At 69.3% G+C, this 16417-nt stretch carries 11 protein-coding genes and 1 pseudogene; 10 read left to right on the top strand and 2 right to left on the bottom strand.

Going from position 1 to position 16417, the window contains the following annotated elements; all coding sequences use genetic code 11:
- Window positions 1-316 precede the first annotated feature (316 nt).
- Window positions 317-1128 (bottom strand): annotated as a pseudogene (locus ACP4IX_RS34125) (IS5 family transposase).
- Window positions 1129-1217: 89 nt separating this feature from the next.
- Between ACP4IX_RS34125 and ACP4IX_RS34120 the strand changes: the two are divergent.
- Complete coding sequence (locus ACP4IX_RS34120) at window positions 1218-2309, top strand: IS630 family transposase (RefSeq protein WP_426558389.1); 1092 nt, start codon at window positions 1218-1220, stop codon at window positions 2307-2309.
- On the opposite strand, the gene ACP4IX_RS34115 is transcribed toward ACP4IX_RS34120, so the two are convergent.
- Window positions 2306-2596, bottom strand: a complete 291-nt coding sequence (locus ACP4IX_RS34115) for a hypothetical protein (RefSeq protein WP_362484288.1) — start codon at window positions 2594-2596, stop codon at window positions 2306-2308. The two genes, ACP4IX_RS34120 and ACP4IX_RS34115, sit on opposite strands and share 4 nt — an antisense overlap.
- Window positions 2597-3233: 637 nt before the next feature.
- Here ACP4IX_RS34115 and ACP4IX_RS34110 point away from each other — a divergent pair.
- The 9 genes from ACP4IX_RS34110 (at window position 3234) to gcvPB (ending at window position 16291) form a co-directional block, all read left to right on the top strand.
- On the top strand, window positions 3234-3626 hold the full coding sequence (locus ACP4IX_RS34110; RefSeq protein WP_426558386.1) for a helicase associated domain-containing protein: 393 nt from the start codon (window positions 3234-3236) through the stop codon (window positions 3624-3626).
- A gap of 1495 nt (window positions 3627-5121) precedes the next feature.
- The gene (locus ACP4IX_RS34105) at window positions 5122-6426 is read left to right on the top strand and encodes a DNA-binding protein (RefSeq protein ID WP_426558384.1); all 1305 of its coding nucleotides are present in this window, start codon (window positions 5122-5124) and stop codon (window positions 6424-6426) included.
- A gap of 107 nt (window positions 6427-6533) precedes the next feature.
- Window positions 6534-7337 carry a TnsA-like heteromeric transposase endonuclease subunit gene (locus ACP4IX_RS34100; protein WP_426558383.1) on the top strand — a complete coding sequence of 268 codons (804 nt, stop codon included), beginning with the start codon at window positions 6534-6536 and terminating at the stop codon, window positions 7335-7337.
- Window positions 7334-9430: a Mu transposase C-terminal domain-containing protein gene (locus tag ACP4IX_RS34095; protein ID WP_426558381.1), complete on the top strand. Its 2097-nt coding sequence runs from the start codon at window positions 7334-7336 to the stop codon at window positions 9428-9430. The genes ACP4IX_RS34100 and ACP4IX_RS34095 overlap by 4 nt, the downstream gene beginning before the upstream one ends.
- Window positions 9431-9504: 74 nt before the next feature.
- Window positions 9505-10473, top strand: coding sequence for a TniB family NTP-binding protein (locus ACP4IX_RS34090; protein WP_426558399.1), 969 nt, complete (start codon window positions 9505-9507; stop codon window positions 10471-10473).
- A 274-nt stretch (window positions 10474-10747) separates the two neighbouring features.
- A complete protein-coding gene (locus ACP4IX_RS34085; protein WP_426558379.1) occupies window positions 10748-11692 on the top strand; it encodes a LysR family transcriptional regulator in 945 nt (314 codons plus the stop codon).
- 340 nt (window positions 11693-12032) lie between these two features.
- Window positions 12033-13253 carry an ATP-NAD kinase family protein gene (locus ACP4IX_RS34080; RefSeq protein ID WP_426558377.1) on the top strand — a complete coding sequence of 407 codons (1221 nt, stop codon included), beginning with the start codon at window positions 12033-12035 and terminating at the stop codon, window positions 13251-13253.
- Window positions 13254-13328: 75 nt separating this feature from the next.
- Window positions 13329-14732 (top strand): aminomethyl-transferring glycine dehydrogenase subunit GcvPA, encoded by a 1404-nt coding sequence (gene gcvPA, locus ACP4IX_RS34075; RefSeq protein ID WP_426558375.1) that lies wholly within the window; start codon window positions 13329-13331, stop codon window positions 14730-14732.
- On the top strand, window positions 14729-16291 hold the full coding sequence (gene gcvPB / locus ACP4IX_RS34070) for an aminomethyl-transferring glycine dehydrogenase subunit GcvPB (protein ID WP_359339333.1): 1563 nt from the start codon (window positions 14729-14731) through the stop codon (window positions 16289-16291). The genes gcvPA and gcvPB overlap by 4 nt, the downstream gene beginning before the upstream one ends.
- Window positions 16292-16417 lie beyond the last annotated feature (126 nt).

Below are 16417 nucleotides of genomic sequence, written 5' to 3'. Positions count from 1 at the left end.
ACCACCACACGAGTCTGGCCCCACCGCAGACGCGGCGGGGCCAGAACCCAAGATCTTCATCAGTCTTCTAGGCGCACAGGCGGCCTGCTGTGGCGCCGCACGTGCCAGCACCACAGCAGGTCCTCTGGGAGCAGCTGCGCGAGGTGGAGGCCGACGCTCCCCGCGCGCTGCGCTGGGCGGAGCAGGCCGCCCCGGACTGACCGAAGCGGCGTGGTCAACGAAGGCGCCCTTCAGGCTCTTCGGCTCCCGGCATTAGGGTCCGTCTTCAAACGGATCTTGCCCAGAGCAGGAGTGACGCGAGACTGACCGCTGCCTCTTAGGAGGTGGCGGTCTTGTCGTACCTGGTGGCGATGCCGCGAAAGCCTTTGAGCCGGTTGAAACAGCGCTCGACGACGTTGCGTCGGCGGTAGATCTGCCGGTCGAATGCCGGTGGCCGACCGCCGCGGCGACCGCGGTTGCGGCGGTGTCGCTGCTGATCGTTCTTCTCCGGGATAGTGCACGCGATGCCGCGATTACGCAGGTAGGAACGGAAGCCCCGGGAGCTGTAGGCCTTGTCGGCGACGACCTGGTCGGGTCTGCAGCCTGGGCGGCCGAGGCCGGTGCGCGGGACCCGGATCCGTTCCAGGAGGGGACGTGCGCAGACGCTGTCGTGGCGTTCACCTGGGGTGAGCAGGACGGCGAGGGGACGGCCGTGGCCGTCACAGGCGAGGTGGATCTTGGTTGTCAGTCCTCCTCGGGATCGACCGAGGGCGTGATCGTCCGGTTCGTCCTGCCGATGCTGCCCCCTTTTGGGCCGGTGGCGGCGGCGTGCTGGTGGGCGCGGACAATAGTGGAGTCGATCTGGACGAGCCAGTCGATGTCGCCGGCGGCGTCCGCGTGGGCCTGGATCTGCTGGAGAGCCCGGGTGAACACGCCGTCCAGGGCGTAGCGGCGGAAACGGGTGTAGACCGTCTTCCACGGCCCGTAGCGCTCCGGCAGGTCACGCCAGGAGACCCCGGTCCGGATCTTGTAGACCATCCCGTTGATGACCTGCCGGTCCTCCACGCGGGGCCGCCCCGTCGCAGCCCGCGGTATGAGTGGAGCAAGCAACTCCCACTCCTGGTCCGTGAGTTCATGACGACGTACCACGACACCATGATCCACCACCCGGATGATCTTTGAAGACGGACCCTAGTCTTCTGAGTCAGGAATTCTGTTCAGATGTGTAGGGTTGCCTGATGGCGCGTACTGGGCGGCCGAAGGCCGAGCTGATCCTGTCGGATGAGGAGCGGGCTGCGCTGGAGGGGTGGGTGCGGCGCCGTTCCACTCCGCAGGCGTGGGCTTTGCGGTGCCGGATCATCCTGGCCTGTGCGACCGGCGCGTCCAACAAGGACGTGGCCGCACAGCTCGGTTCGACACCGCATGCGGTCGGCCGCTGGCGGAAGCGGTTCGTCGAGCACCGGATCGCCGGGCTGGGTGACATGCCGCGGTCCGGCGGGCCCCGGACGGTCACCGATGAGCAGGTCGCCGCGGTGGTGAAGCGGACGCTGGAGTCGACGCCGAAGAACGCCACGCACTGGTCGACGCGGGCGATGGCCACGGAGATGGGTCTGTCGCAGTCGACCGTGTCGCGGATCTGGCGGGCCTTCGGCCTGCAGCCACACCGCACCGAGACGTTCAAGCTGTCGACGGACCCGTACTTCGTCGACAAGGTCCACGACGTGGTCGGCCTCTATCTGGACCCGCCCGAGCGGGCCTTGGTGTTCTGTGTCGACGAGAAGTCGCAGATCCAGGCCCTGGACCGGTCCCAGCCGGTGCTGCCGATGATGCCGGGCGTCGCGCAGCGGGTCACCCACGACTACGTGCGCGCGGGCACCACCACCTTGTTCGCGGCACTGGAGGTGGCCACGGGGAAGGTGATCGGCTCCCTGCACCGCCGGCACCGGGCCGAGGAGTTCAAGAAGTTCCTGATCAAACTCGACCAGGAGATACCGGCGGACCTGGACGTACACCTGGTGCTGGACAACTACGCCACCCACAAGACCCCAGCCATCAAGACCTGGCTGCTGGCCCACCCCCGCTTCCACCTGCACTTCACGCCCACCGGCTCCTCCTGGCTCAACCTGGTCGAGCGGTGGTTCGCCGAGCTGACGAACAAGCAGATACGGCGAGGCGTCCACAGAAGCGTCCAGGCGCTGGAGAAGGACATCCGGACCTGGATCGCCGCATGGAACACCGATCCCAAGCCCTACGTCTGGACGAAGACCGCAGACGAGATCCTCGAACGCCTCGCCAGCTATCTGAACAGAATTCCTGACTCAGAAGACTAGTACTTGGCCGACGGGCCCTCGGTCTCCTCGTCATGGAGCGGCTGGTGTCCCTCCACCAACTGATCGACCTCCTGAGGAACCCCATACAGCGCGTCCAGAACCAGACCCCACGCCCGGTCCCGCAACTCCTCCGGCACCTCGTTCTCGATCTTCTCCGCAAGTCTGTCGATCTGGGAGTGGACGTCATACTCGGTGCCCGTGGTCGGTGCGGTCACCACTGCCCACACCAGTCGGCCCGCCCCGGCCGCCACTCGGCCTATGCTGCCGAGCACCGATCCCACATCCATCTGCGCTCCATCCCTTGGCGGTTGGTGTCCTGCCGCAGCGAGAACTGCCTCAGTATGCGGGGCAGGCCACCAACGTCTCTTCAGGCGGTGACCTGCCCCGCTTCGCAACAAAGCGGCGATCTCTCCTGCGGTGCAGGCCAAAGCAGGTCCTTGAGAGCCACGGCGACCTCAATCAACCACCCAAACCACCCCATCAACACCACAACCAGCGCATAGGAACACTCAACCAACCTGATCACCACTCAGGCAGACTGACCACAGTTGACCAACGCTCACTCCATCTGACCACGTGCCTGCTCAGCAGGTAGCCCACGCCCTCATCTCCTCCGTCAGCGAGCCGCTGCGACCGGGACTCAAAGCGCTACCACCACCAGACACCAAATTGATCAGCCCAGGCCAAACCACGACCTACTGATCAGAAAAACCACCCATGGACATCAACGCACTACGGAGGCTCGGGATCGAGTGGGCGTGACCGCGCAACATGGTCTGGCCACCTCACCCGGTCGGTACCTCGCTCCACACCCGCCCCTTCCGCCCACCCTCGTAGCCGCCGATACCGGGCGGCTGCACATCGATGCGCAGCCGCACCCGTCAACCCTTGGCGTGGCGTCATAATGCTGGTGGGCTCCCCGGCGTGACGATCGACGGCGACGACATCGGGCACTGGCTCCAGCGACAACGCCGAGGCTGGAGACTCCTGTCAACCGAACAGCAGGCGGGGCTGTCGGGGATCGGTGTGAAGCCCGCCCAGACGCCGCTTCCCGCCTCCGCAGCCAGGGGCGCGGCGAAGGGGAGCAAGGCCCAACAGGCGTTCCATCGTGGGCTGGCCGCCCTGGCGCAGTGGATCGAACGGGAAGGCCAACGGACGGTCCCGCGCGGCGCGGTCGTGGAGATCCCGACGGAAGGCGAGGCGGCGCCGACGCCGGTGCGGCTTGGCGTATGGTTATCGAACACCCGCGCCAGACGCGACAGGCTCACCGCCGAGCAACTGAACGCCCTGCGGAAGCTGGGAGTGGAGTGGGCATGAGCGGACGGTCGACCTCGTACACGCGTTCACTCGTGAGCTGCAGTGGACATCCGTGCCCTAGTTGAGAAGGGCCGACGGCCCGCACCATGGAAGGGGTCGTGTGACTCTGTTGAGCCGGAACCGAGAAATCGCACCCTCCCCCTCGTCGTCTCGGATCCTGACGCCACACCGGGTCCGGTTCCCCCGTGTGTGCCGCAGGCATGACAGATGGCGCTGTGCTCCTGGTCGTACGTCATGCCGGTGACGTACGACCAGGACCGCGGAACCGGGTGCTGGTGTCGACCTGGCCACCGCGGCTGCGGGCTGATGCTCACCGCCGACGGCTCATCAAGGCCATCGTGATGAACGGAGTGACCAACGTGCCCATGGCACCCATAACGGTCGCCATCACCGTGATAGGGGTCGCAGCGCCGGGCCACAGCCAGGCGATAACGGCAATACCCCCGCACAGCCCCATGAAAACCACTGCGCCGAGCACGGCAAGGACAGCCACCACCCACGTAGCGGTAGAAGGCGCCGCCGGCACAGCAGGCGGAACGGGCGCGGGAACGGGCAGCTGCGGAACGGTCGTAGACATAGATTCCCCCTCGGGACAGGACGACGGGCGAGCAGCTGGTGCTGCACTCCTTGGACTCTGAGGACTGCGGAAACGAAAACGGCCCCGGCGGGAAACCGGGGCCTACTCATGGATGCGGGCATAAAAAAGGCCCCCGTCAGATGAGAAAGACGAGAGCTTGTTGTCTGCGGACAGACTCGTGGCGCAGTAGCGTTAACTCCTGCGGACACACTGGTGGTGCAGTTCCTTGAACCCCTGCAGGCACGCTGGGGCCGTTCACCACTATCGGGGACCAGAGCTGCCCCGTCAAGTCATCCTGAGTTGCCGCCTGTTGACGAGGGCTGGCACCGGGCGGTCAGTTGAGTACCAAGAGCGCCGCGAAGTACCACCGTCGTGTCAGTGGCACGCCGCGACCCTGGGCTGACGACCTGCAAGACACAGTTCTCCCGCTCAACCGTGACTGACGCTGTCACTGACACGAAGCCGGCACATCGCATTTTGAGCCCGGGTCACGCTGCTGGATCGGCGGCAGCTGGGGCGCGGGGGGCCTCCAGCCACTCACGCGGGCAGAAGGGTGACGTCTCGCTGGAGGTCGTCCTTGCATCCCGGGACGGTCCGCCGCATCCGCGTGAACGGGCAGTAGGTGGTGAGGCCGGGCGTCTGCTGGTCGGCGAGGACCAGGCCGGCGCGCGCTGTACTCCAGACCGCGTAGTTCGCGGGCGGCCAGTACCGGCGTGCGCTCTTGGAGGGCGGCTCTCTGCAGCCCCGTGCGGATCCGGTTTGCTTGATCCGCTGCACAATCGTTGCGAAAACGCCCGCCTAGGGCGGTAGACACGAGACCGTGGTGGAGTGCTCCGTAACCCCGGCCTCCTGCGGACCGCTCCCCTGCAGAGGGAGACAACCTCGTCGCTGATATGCCGCATCGCCAGCCGCTACGGAATGGAAGCGAAGGTGCTGCGGGCGTGCTGGAGGTGGCGCAACTACCCGCCTGTGCACGAGGGCGGCGGCGCGCGGGCTGACGCCGAGGTGCTGCTGAACGCGGCCGGGCGCCAGCTCGTGGTCGGCATGTGCGGCGTCGAGGAGGAGGCGCTGGCGCGGGCGTTGCCGTCCTGGGGAAAGGAGGACGCCAAGCTCCGCGCCGGGGCCGGCGATCCGGTGGGACTGTGGCGTACCGGTGGCGCGGTGGCCGGTCCAGTGGCGTTCGGCTGCCGCCTGTGCGCGGGCCGGCGTACGGGGGCGTCCGTGCGGGTGGTGCGGTACACGCCGCGGTGGGAGCGGGTGTGCGTGCGGCATGGGCGGTGGCTGCTGGACGCGGACGCCAATCAGCCGCTGGAGCACCTTGATCTGCGGGGTCTGCCAGAGGTGGTGGCGGCGCAGCGGCGGTGGACCCGGGTGGTGCGGCGGGCGGTGCGGGCCGGTACGGAGCCAGAGCGGGTGTTCGCGCTGGCGCAGGCGGTAGTGGCCCGGTGGTGGGAGCAGGCTTACGGCTGGGAGCGGGAGACGATATGGCCACGGCGCCTGCACCAGGCCGCGGGCGGGGATGCCGGGGGTGACCTGGAGCGGTGGCGGATCGTGGGGCGGGACGCGGTCGTCTTCTCGGAGGTGGTGGCGGTGGCCGACGCACTGCTGGATCCGGCCATGGCCGAGCTGGTGTGGGCCGACAGCGGTGCCGGGCGGCCGCGGGCGCTGCCCGCCGATGGGATGTTCTGCCGCAGTCTCGGTGAGCGGCTGGGGCGGAGTTGGCTGGGGCCGCTGGCCGCGACAGACCACGGCGGGCCGCTCATCGGGTGGATGGGCAGCGTCATCCGTCTTCGCCGCGGCGCCGGCGGGCCGCCCGGGTACGACAACGACCCGTGGTGGCTGCGACAGGAGCACCGGGCGGCGACCATGGCTGGGCAGCTGCGGGTGATGGGCAAGGAGAAGAAGGCGCCCGGGTCGGGGACGATGTGGCGGGCTACGGTGTCCGCCGAGCAGCGCAGGCTGATCACCAGCACGCTCGACAGCGCCGGGGAGCAGTTGCTGCAGCTGCGCGGGGTGCACAGCGGGCCGACCGCCGACGTCGCCCGGCGGTTGCTGCGCGGTCTCGGCCACAGCGCCGGCCTGATCGAGAACGCCTGGAAGCGGACCGCTCTGGCGGCGGTGAACGGCGGCGTGCCCCTGGAAGAGGTGGCCCGGTGGGTGGACATGCCCGTTGAGGTGCTCAGCCGAATGCTGACGGCGGACAGGCATGAAGAGGACAGCTGAGCGCGATGCGCCGGGGCGGGTCGGTTGTTAGCTGATACGGCACTCGTTCGTGGCAGGAACACTGAAAACGGCCGTCCGGGCGGCCGGGAGCGGCTTGGCTGGCGCGGGTGACCAGCACAGGAGCAGCCCGGAGCCGGGCAGGGCGGGCGGCCGTAGGCCGCTCGGGCGGGTTCGAGGCGGTGTTCCTCGATCCGGTGGGGCAGACGGTGCAGCAGCGGTGGGCGGATGCCGCCCTGACCGTGGCGTTCGAGGACTTGCCGCCGGTGTCAGCGTTCCCGGTGGTCCCGGGGCGGCGCTGGGGGCCGGGACTTTGGTGGTCGGCGACCACCGGACGGCACGTGGCCGCCGGATCGAACGCGATGCGTGTCCAGCTGATGGTCCTGGACCGCGACCCGGACGTGACGGGCCTGGCGGGGCGGCCGGTATGGCTGCTGTGGCGTGATCCGCGCGCGCGGACGCGGTCCTGGGTGCCGCAACTCTTCGCCCGCCGTACCGACGGCACCGCCCTGCTCGCCGACTGCCCCAGCCACCCCGACGCGGGCGGGGAACGCGCGAGGAACGCCGCCAAGGCGGTCGCGCAGGCCTGCGCGGACATCGGCTGGACCTACCGACGCCTGCTGCCGCTCGACGACGTCCTGGCCGCCAACCTGAAATGGCTGGCCGGCTACCGCCACCCCCGCAACGCCGGCCGCCCGGGGCTGATGGCGGCGGTCGTCGAGGCGTTCACGCGGCCGCGGCCGCTGATCGAGGGCACTGAAGCGGTCGGCGACCCGATCGAAGTCTTTCCCTGTGTCTTCCACGCTCTGTGGCATGGACAGCTGACGGCAGACCTCAAGACGCCGCTGCATGAACGCGTCCTCGTCGGCCCGCGCAACTGGAGCAGCCGGGGCACGACGGGAGGTGCCCGGTGAGCGCGCGACGCGGTGCACGGCCGGCCGTGAAGGTCGGCGGGCGCGTCCGGTTCCACGGCGTGACGTGGCAGGTCGTCGCCCTTTCGGGGCAGAGCATCCATCTGGTCGGCCCGGACGGCGGCGGCCAGGCCGTACTCGCCGGACACCTGTTCGCCGACCCGGGCTTCACCGTCATCGGCGCCGATGCGCCTCAGGCGGTCCCGCAGTGGGGGCTGTTCGAGACCGCCCCCGCGACGGCACGCGAGAAGGCGCTGGCCTGGCAGCGGCACGTGCGAGAAGTCGAATGCGGCCTTGCCGGAGGGCCCGGCAGCGAAGGGACGGTGCGGGAGCAGTACGACCCGCAGCGGCACACACTGGCCGAACGCGAGCAGGCCAAGGCCGAGGAGCTGACCGCGCTGGGCTTTGGCCAGGTGTCGCGCACCACGGTGCAGCGCATGCGGCTCGCTTATCGCAAGCAGGGCCTGTGGGGGCTGCTCGATCACCGCACCACGCGCGCTTCCAGCCCCACTGGGCGGGCTGACGAGCGGGTCGTCGTCGCCGTCCGCGAGGCGCTGCGCCGTCGGCGCGGCCGCTCCAAGGGCACCATCAACGGCCTGTTCCCGCTGATCAACCAGATCCTTCAGGACCGGCACGGCCCAGACACGGTACCCGCGCCGTCCCAGGCCACTCTGTACCGGCTCGTCACCAACCTGGCCCGGCCCGGCGAACTGCCCTCCGGACCCGTGAGGCAGGTGCCCGCGAGCGTCGATGGGCGGGCCTTCACCCCCGCCACGGCGCTGCGGCCCGGCGAACAGGTCCAGGTCGACACCACCCGCCTGGACGTCCTCGCCCTCTTCGACGACGGCCGCCTGGCCCGGCCCGAACTCACCATCGCCGTCGACGTCGCCACCCGCGCCATCCTCGCCGCCGTGCTGTGCCCGAGCGCGACCAAAGCCGTCGACGCGGCGCTGCTGCTGGCGGAGATGGCCGTCCCCCACCCCGCCCGGCCGACGTGGCCGGACATCCTGCGCATGGACCACGCCCCCGCGCTCCCCTACCAGCGGCTGGCCGCGCTGGACGAGCGACTGGCCGGCGCGGCGGCCCGGCCGGTCGCCCTGCCCGAGACGATCGTCGTCGACCGCGGCAAAGTCTTCGTCTCCGCCGCCTTCACCGCCGCCTGCGAACACCTCGGCATCAGCGTCCAGCCCGCCCCGCCTCACGCCCCCACCGCCAAAGGCATCGTGGAGCGGACCTTCGGCACCATCAACGCCCTGTTCTGCCAGCACCTGCCCGGCTACACCGGATCCGACGTCACCCGCCGCGGCCCCGACACCGAGGAAGACACCTGCTACAGCGTCGCCCAACTGCAGGACCTGCTCGACGAATGGCTGGTGCACTACCACCACCGCCCCCACGAAGGCCTGCGCCACCCGATGATGCCGAGAAAGGCCCTCACCCCGAACCAGATGTGGGCCGCGCTCGTCGCCGTCGCCGGACACGTCCCCGTCCCGCTCACCGGACACGACTACCTCGAACTGCTGCCCGTGCGCTGGCAGGCCATCACCCCCGCCGGCATCACCATCCGCCACCGCACCTACGACCACGATCTCCTCGCCCCCTACCGCGGCCAGGCCTCCCCCGTCGCCGGCCGGGGCGGGAAGTGGGAGATCCACTACAACCCCCATGACGTCCGCCAGATCTGGGTGCGTCTGCCTGACGGCGAGCTGACCGAAATCCCGTGGATCCACCGCGACCACGTCCACCAGCCGTTCAACGACCACACCTGGCAGCACATCCGCACCCACGCCCACCGCAACAACCACGACGACAGCCAGCAGCACGAAGCCGGTCTGGCCGACGCCCTCGACCAGCTCATGCGCCGCGTCCACAGCGGCCACGCCACCACCACCGAACAAGCACTCCTCGCCCGCGCCACCACACTGCCGATTCCCGCCGCCCGGCACCCGCAATACGGCACCGGCCCCATAACCGGCGAGTCGGCGCAGCACGGCGAGGACGACAGCATCGACGACCTCGACGAGGATGACACCCGCCCCGCCACAGCCGCCGGATTCGGGCTCTACGACCCATACGAGGAAGCCGACAAATGGTGAACCCGAACCCGCAGAGTGCGGGCAGCACACCCGTCGGCGCCAGCAACAGTGATGCGGGCGAGCTGTCCTGGCCCCTGACCACCTGGCAAGGCTGGCAGCGCTTCGCCACCACCGACCCGCCCGCCCCACCCCAGCCCGGCGACCCGCCCCGCAGCACCGACGAACGCCTCGCCTACCACTCCGCGTTCGTCACCATCCGCACCCCCGCCATCAGCCAACTCGCCACCCAGGTCCGCACCCTGATGATCCTCGGCCGCCACCAGCAGACCACCGCACGGCCCTCCCTCATCGTCACCGGACCCGCCGCCGCCGGGAAAACCACAGCCCTGCTGAACGTCGGCCGCGCCTGCCACCTCGCCCACAACCGCAAAAACCCCACACCGCCCGGATCAGCGCACGCCGCAGCCCCCGTGGCGTACGTCCTCGTCCCGCCCGGCGCCACCGCGAAAACCCTCATCACCGAATTCGCCCGCTACCTCGGCATCCCCACCACCACCCGCATGACCCAGACCCAGATCACCGACGCCGTCTGCCACACCTACACCGCCGCAGGCGTCCGACTCGTCCTCATCGACGAGATCCACCGCCTCAACCCCCGCACCACCACCGGCGCCCAGGCCGCCGACCTGTTGAAAGACCTCACCGAACGCCTGGCCGCCACGTTCGTCTACGCCGGCATCAACGTCACCGACACACCCCTGTTCAGCGGCACCCGCGGCGCCCAGCTCGCCGGACGCGCCACCCTCATCACCTGCGGCCCCCTCCCCGCCCGCCACGGCACCCGCGAACCCTTCCGTGACGTCATCACCGACATCGACAACGCCCTCGACCTCACCCACCACAAACCCGGCACCCTCCTCCGGCATGCTGCCTACCTCCACCAGCGCACCGCCGGCCGCATCGGATCCCTCACCCGACTCATCCGCCAAGCAGCCATCACCGCCATCCACGACGGCACCGAACGCATCACCAAAACAACCCTCGACGCCGTACGCCTCGACCACCTCGCCGAACAACACAGCCGCCCCACCCGCAGCCGCTAACCCCCGGTCCCCCGAACAGGCAAAACAGCGCTGAACAGCACAAACACCAAATGAGCCTTTACACGCTAGCGAAACCCACAACGAGCCCGGTCCCACTCAGCGCACCCGACACAACCCCAGCTCACACCCGGAACCGCCCGCTGGAACCATGCACCCGACCTCTCTCAACGAAGCCACAACACACCAGGACAGCAAGCCCGCGATACACCAACAAGCCCCCCTCCGAGCGTTAACCTGGTTGTTGAAGGCTTGTCCACCCCCTACCTTTGACGGTGTGGACGTCAACACGCGCCGGTTGTGGCACTTCGCCACCCTCGCCGACGAGCTGCACTTCACGCGCGCGGCGGCGCTCCTGCACATCTCGCAGCAAGGACTCAGCCGCAGCATCGCCGAACTCGAGGAGCAGGTCGGCGTCCCCTTGCTGATGCGCACCACTCGGTCGGTCACCCTGACCGACGCGGGGGAGCTTTTCCTCCGTGGCGTGCGCACGGCACTCGCGGCTCTGGAGGAGGGGACGGCGGCCGCGCGCGCCACGCGTCATGACCTCGAGCAACCGCTCAGGGTGGGTTTCAGCGTCTCCTCGCTGCTGGAGCTGGACGCCCCGATCCTTCGCGCCTTCCGGGCCCGCTACCCCTCGGTGAACCTCGAACTCGAGACGTTCCAGTGGGACGATCCCTCCTGCGGCCTGTGCTCGGAGACGACGGACATCGCCTTCGTCCGGATGCCGATCGGGTGCCCCGACCTGCACGTGGAGCCCATGTTCGTCGAGCCCAGGGCCATCGGCGTCGACCAGAGCCATCCGCTGGCCGCCGCGCGGGCCGTGACACTGCGCGACCTCGTCGACGAGCAGATCCTCGCCCCTCGCACCGACGACGCGAGGTGGTTCCGGTTCTGGACCCTGCGCGACACCGGGCTGGACGAGGGCTCGCTCCCGCGGATCGGCCCGGTGGTCGGCTCCATGGAGGGGGAGCTGGAGAAGGTCGGGTCCGGTGAGGCGATCACCATCACGGCGATCAGCATGTCCAGGTTCGCTCCCCGTCCCTCGATCGTGTATCGGCCGATCACCGACGCGCCCGGCTCGGAGCTGGTGCTCGCGTGGCGAGGCCCGGCGACACCGCTGATCGAGGCTTTCCGTGCCACGGCGGTCGAGGTACGTGATCGCGAGAAGGACCTGGTGTCCAGGATCGAGACGGCGACCGGCAGGCCCGACGAGTTCTGAGGCATCCCTCGCTCCCCTGCCGGGCGAGTCCCCCGAGCGGGCCCCGCTTCCGTGGGGTCCGATGTCCGGCCGCGTCCTCTCGCAAAACGATTGACAACCTGGCGGCGTGAGTGTCGGCAGAGGTTTTGTTTCACTTTGTCGCCCGACGGTGGTTGGCTTTCCTCAGAAGAACCCGCTGGAACAGCGTCACTGAGCAGCCGTTTCGGCTTCCCGCACGGTCGGCATGCCCCGCCCCGAGGCCCCCCGTCGTCCGATCACGCCGGCGGGCTCCGCGCTGCACGAACCCGTTCGCGACCCCGTACTCCGGGGGCACCCTCGATCCAGGAACAGGAGTCGTCTGATGTCGGATCACCGGGACCCCGAGACTCACGCGGCCGGCACCGCCCGCAGCCGGGCCCCGCGACACGGACGTCCGGCCGTGCGCGGGGAGGAGACGACGCGGACCGGCAGGACCCTGGGTCTGATCGTCAACCCGCTCGCCGGCATGGGCGGCAGCGTGGGGCTCAAAGGGACCGACGGACCGGAGATCCTGGAAGAGGCGAGGCGCCGAGGCGCCCGACCGCTCTCGGGTGAACGCGCCGTCCGCGCGCTCACCCGGCTCGCCGCCGCCGCGAAGAGCCCGTTCGAGATCGTCACCGCCTCCGGGGACCTGGGTGAGCACAGCGCGCTGGCCGCCGGGCTGCGGCCCGTCGTCGTCCACCGCGCCGGACCCGGCGACAGCGGGCCGGACGACACCAGGGCGGCCGCTCGGGCCATGGCATCCGACGTCGATCTCCTCCTCTTCGCCGGCGGTGACGGCACCGCGCGGGACGTCGTCGGTGCGGTCGGTGACCGTGTGCCGGTGCTCGGCGTTCCGGCGGGCGTGAAGATGCACTCGGCGGTCTTCGGCACCGGTCCCGACAGCGCGGGGAGTCTCGCCGCCCTGTTCCTCGACGGCAGCCCCGCGGTCCGCATGCGGGACGCCGAGGTGATGGACCTCGACGAGACCGCGTTCCGGGAGGACCGTCTTTCGGCGCGCCTGTACGGCTACGCCCGCAGCCCCTACGAGCGGCACCTGGCGCAGAACGCCAAGGCGGGCTCCCGAGCGGGTGACGCCGCGCTGGAGGCGGCCTGTCAGCGCGTGGCCGCACGGATGCGCGAGGGAGTCCTGTACGTCGTGGGACCCGGCACCACCATGCGACGCGTCATGGACGCGCTGGGCCTGCCCTCCACGCTGCTGGGCGTCGATGCCGTGCTGAACGGGGCTCTCGTGGGCTCCGACCTCGACGAGCGGGCGCTGCTCGCCCTCATGGAGGGGCGGCAGACGCGCATCGTGGTCGGAGTCCTGGGCGGTCAGGGCTACCTGTTCGGACGCGGCAACCAGCAGATCAGCGCCGAGGTCATCCGCAGGGTCGGCCGCGAAGGGATCGATGTGATCGCGCCCATGGACAAACTCGTCGCCCTGAAATCGGTCAGCCTGCGCGTCGACACGGGCAACGCCGAGGTCGACGCGCTGCTCTCCGGCTACTTGCGGCTGCACACCGGACCGGACCGCAGCGTCCTCTTCTCGGTGCGCTCCTGACCGGCCGACCCGGCGCAGGAGCCGCCCCGCACGACACGAACTTCCCCGCCAAGCAAGCGAGCAAAGGAGAATCTGGTGAAGGAGCACGTGGCACACCGGTACATGGCCAACTCCGTGCCGGCCATCAAGCAGGAGATGCTGGACTCGATCGGCGTCGACTCGGTGGAGGAACTCTTCAGCCAAGTCCCGTCCGAGCACCGGCTCTCCCACCCGCTCGACCTTCCCCCGGCCCTGTCCGAGAGCGAGCTGCGGCGTCATCTCGTCGAGACCCTGGGCAAGAACCGGACCACCGAGCAGAACCTCAACTTCCTGGGCGCCGGCACCTGGCAGCACCATGTGCCGGCGGCCGTCGACGAGGTGGTGCGCCGCAACGAATGGCTCACCTCGGTGTTCGGTGAACCGAGTTCCGACCACGGCCGCAATCAGGCCTGGTTCGAGTTCTGCAGCCAGCTCGGCGAACTCCTCAAGCTGGACTTGGTCGGTATGCCGGTCCGCAGCTGGGGTGTGGCCGCCGGACACGCGATCCGCATGGCCTCGCGCATCACCGGGCGGGACGAGGTGGCGGTGGTCCGGGCGATCGACCCGGAACGGCTCTCCGTCATCCGCAACTACTGCGAACCGGTCGAGATGCCCAGCCACATCAAGGTGCGGCTCGTCGACTTCGACCCGCGGACCGGTCTGATGGATCTCGAAAGCCTGCGCGAGGTGGTCGGGGAGCGGACGGCGGCGGTCTACTTCGAGACCCCGTCCTACCTCGGCGTCATCGAGCACCAGGGCGCGGAGATCTCCGCCATCGCACGCGCCGCCGGGGCGGAGACGATCATCGGCGTCGATCCGATCTCGCTCGGTGTACTCGCGTCACCCGTGGACTACGGGGCCGACATCGTCATCGGCACCACTCAGCCGCTCGGCGTCCACATGAACACGGGCGGCGGAGTGGGCGGCTTCATCGCCACACGCGACGAGGAGCGCTACGCCCACCAGTACCCGACCCTGTTCATCAGCATCACGGACACGGCCAAGGAGGGCGAGTACGGCTTCGGTCTCGCCCTGTTCGAGCAGACCTCCTACGGGCTGCGGGAGAAGGGCAAGGACTGGACCGGCCACTCGGTCTACATGTGGGCCATCGCCAACGCCGCCTACATGGCGCTGATGGGGCCGGAAGGCTTCAAGGACGTGGGCGAACTGATCCTGCAGCGTGCCCACTACGCCGCACGGCGCATCGGCGCGATCGAAGGCGTCCGAGTGATGTACCCCTCGGGGTTCTTCAAGGAGTTCGTCGTGGACTTCACCGGCACCGGGCGCAGCGTCGCGGAGGTCAACCGGGCCCTGCTCGAGCGCGGGATCTTCGGTGGCAAGGACCTCTCGCGGGACTTCCCCGAGTTCGGGCAGAGCGCCCTCTTCTGCGTCACCGAAGTGCACACCCAGGCCGATCTTCTGCGTCTCGTCGACGCCCTCACGGAGGTAGTAGCAGCATGAGCACCGAACTTCGCGAATACCACGCACCGGTGTGGAACGAACCGGTCATCCTGGAGATGGGCTATCCCGGCCGTCGCGGTCTCGCCGTGCCCGAGGCCGAGGACGAGGTGCGCGCCGAGGTGGGAGACGCCGCCGATCTCATTCCCGCCGCGCTGCGCCGGCACGACCGCCCGGCGCTGCCCGAGCTGTCCGAGCCGGAGGTGCTGTACCACTACCTGCGCTTGTCGCAGCAGACCCTCGGCATGATGGGGGTCAGCCTCTTCGGTACCTGCACGATGAAGTACAACCCGCAGGTGAACGAGGCGATCGCGTGGCGGCCCGAGGTCACCGAGGTACATCCCTACCAGGACGACGACACCCTGCAGGGCACACTCGAGATCGTTCACTCGTTCGACGCCATCCTGCGTGAGCTGTCCGGCATGGACCAGTTCATCTTCCAGGCCGGCGGCGGCGCCGACGCCGCGTACACCAGCTGTGCGGTCACCCGCGCCTACCACGCGTCACGCGGGGAGCTGGAACAGCGCGACGAGATCATCACCACGATCCAGACCCATCCCTCGAACGCCGCGACCGCGGCCGCCGCAGGCTTCAAGGTCATCACCCTGATGCTCGACGAGAACGGCTACCCCTCGTTGGACGCGTTGAAGGCCGCGGTGTCGGAGCGCACGGCCGCCATCATGGTCAACAACCCCGACGACATGGGTGTGTACAACCCGGACATGCGCGAATGGGTCCGGATCGTGCACGAGGCGGGCGGCCTGGCCTTCTACGACAGCGCCAACTTCAACGGCATGATGAGCAAGATCCGTGCCCGCGAGATCGGCTTCGACGCGTGCATGTTCATGCTGCACAAGACCTTCGGCGCCCCGAAGAGCGGGGTCGGAGGGCCGGCGGTCGGCGCCTACGGGTGCTCCGCGGAACTGGCGCCCTTCGTGCCGACGCCGGTTGTGGCCCACGACGGCGACCGCTACTACCTCGACCACGACCGGCCGCAGAGCTGCGGCAAAATCCGTGAGTTCTGGGGCAACGTACCCGTGGTGCTGAAGGCCTACGCCTGGATCCGCGCCATGGGGGCCGAGGGCGTGAAGGAGGCCTCGGACATCTCGGTCCTCGCCAACAACTACATGGAGAAGGGCCTGCTGGCCATCCGCGGTGTCACCCGCTCCCACCCCGAGGCGACCAGCCCACGCCTGGAGATGACGCGCTACAGCCTGGCGCAGCTAAAGGAGGAGACCGGAGTGGACGTCCACGACGTCCAGAACCGCATGACCGACTTCGGTATCGACGCCATGTGGACCAGCCACGAACCCTGGCTGATCCCGGAGCCGTTCACACCCGAGGCGGGCGAGATGTACGGCAAGGAGGCGCTCGACACCTGGATCGCGGTCCTCGCCCGCATCTCCGACGAGGCGTACTCCGACCCCGAGATCGTCAAGACCGCGCCGCACAACCAGGCGGTGCATCGTCTCGATCACGAAGTGCTGGACGATCCCGCGCGCTGGGCCATGACCTGGCGTGCCTACCAGCGCAAGAGGGCGGGCGCCGGCCCCGAGAGCTGAGGACTCGCCCTGCCGGTCCGCCGCCCGAGGTGGGGAACACCCCTGGGCGGCGGACGCGTTGTGCCTGGCACCCCCGCCGCGCCGCACCTCCGAGGTGTGGCGTCCTGCGCGGCCGCAGGGGTTTCC

This window comes from Streptomyces sp. WG5 (assembly GCF_049974565.1).
GTDB lineage: Bacteria > Actinomycetota > Actinomycetes > Streptomycetales > Streptomycetaceae > Streptomyces.
The sequence above is the reverse complement of the archived record's forward strand: the minus strand, read 5'-3'. Positions and strand labels throughout refer to the sequence as shown.

Coding starts and splice junctions, on each gene's coding strand:
- ACP4IX_RS34120 (WP_426558389.1), top strand. CDS start 1,218: ATGGCGCGTACTGGGCGGCCGAAGGCCGAGCTGATCCTGTCGGATGAG.
- ACP4IX_RS34115 (WP_362484288.1), bottom strand. CDS start 2,596: ATGGATGTGGGATCGGTGCTCGGCAGCATAGGCCGAGTGGCGGCCGGG.
- ACP4IX_RS34105 (WP_426558384.1), top strand. CDS start 5,122: ATGGAAGCGAAGGTGCTGCGGGCGTGCTGGAGGTGGCGCAACTACCCG.
- ACP4IX_RS34080 (WP_426558377.1), top strand. CDS start 12,033: ATGTCGGATCACCGGGACCCCGAGACTCACGCGGCCGGCACCGCCCGC.
- gcvPB (WP_359339333.1), top strand. CDS start 14,729: ATGAGCACCGAACTTCGCGAATACCACGCACCGGTGTGGAACGAACCG.